The 1250-nt window shown below is 66.5% G+C and carries 2 protein-coding genes; both read right to left on the reverse strand.

Annotation, left to right across the window (positions count from 1 at the left end; all coding sequences use genetic code 11):
- Positions 1-865: type VI secretion system baseplate subunit TssG (gene tssG / locus AC1DKD_RS41360; RefSeq protein WP_477144759.1), on the reverse strand; the 865-nt coding region annotated here is incomplete at its 3' end.
- A gap of 74 nt (positions 866-939) precedes the next feature.
- Positions 940-1250: type VI secretion system baseplate subunit TssF (locus tag AC1DKD_RS41365; RefSeq protein ID WP_477144758.1), on the reverse strand; the 311-nt coding region annotated here is incomplete at its 5' end.

The following is a 1250-nucleotide window of genomic DNA, read 5'->3' on the forward strand; positions in this document are numbered from 1 at the left end:
GTAGGTAGCCCAGGCTCACCTGGTCCGAATTCAAGGCCGGCGCCGGCATCAGCGCGGGCCTCACATGCATCTCCAGATGCGCGTGCGCTGCATAGCCCAGGTAGAAGCGCAACAGCGCCGTCACCTCCCGGTGGATGGCACGGCCCGGCATCAGCCCCAGCACCGAGTCGCGGTCCTGTGGCGTGATCACCACGCGTACGGTGTTTGCGCGATCGTAGAAGCCGCGTCCCAGCACACAGTTTTCCCCCAGCGGCATCCGCTCGGTGGCATCGAGGCGCACCCACACCGGGTGGAACTCCTCCACCGTGATGCGCGCGTCCGGCACGGCATGCTGCAGCACGCCGGCGAGGCCTTCGGCGGTGCGTGTGCGCTGGCTGGCCAGTCCCAGCATCGACAACAGCTTGCGTGTGGGGACGGTCTCTTCGGCACCAGGCCTGCCGAAACCCAGCCCGAGCAGGCTCAGCAGGTAACACGACACTTCGTCTTGTCCGCCGCGCCGGAAGCCCATCGGATAGCGGTACTTGCGCGCGACGCGGTAGAACTGCGTGACGATCCGGTGGTGAAACAGGTCCAGCAAGGCCGCCAGCGGCTCTGCCCCGTCGCGACGCTGGGCAATCTCGTCCACGAAGTAGGACGGCATGCGCGCATCCACGCCGTAAAGGCCCAGGAAGGTGGTCCGCACCACCGGCGCTCGCTCGGGGTGGTCGCTATCGTGCTCAACCGCGTATATCTCCCGCCCCGGGAAGCCCAGCCGCCCATACGAGCGGAAACGCACCGGTTCATTGGCCGGGGAATCGGTCGTGCCCAGCGCCGGACGCTGCGGCGCAGACAACTCGATCAGTTCGCAGAGCCGGAAGAAGTTCATCTGCGGCGCACGGGCGAGCAGCGCCGGCAGCAAGGCGCGCTCCTGCGCCTGCGTTGCTGTCAGTTTCGTCGGGCTCAAAACGGTGCCCCCTCGGCCTTGCTGTCGGGCCATGCTTGCCGCTTGCCGCTTGGCTGCGACACGATCACCAGCCGGGTATACAGATTCAGCGTGGCATAGAGCGAGAGGAACCGGTTGAGCATTTCGCCGAAGAGTTCGACGTCGCCCTCGCCGGCAAAGCGGGTGCTATCCAGCAAGACCTCGATCTCCACGCCGCGCAGCAGGCCGCCTTTAACGAGCTTTTGCAGGGGCCGGTGCCGCACGTCCGTGATGGCATCGATGCGCCGGCGGTTCATCTCGCCTTCCGTCCAGTCGTAGAGGGCAAGAC

It is taken from the genome of Cupriavidus sp. 05T313, from assembly GCF_056396665.1.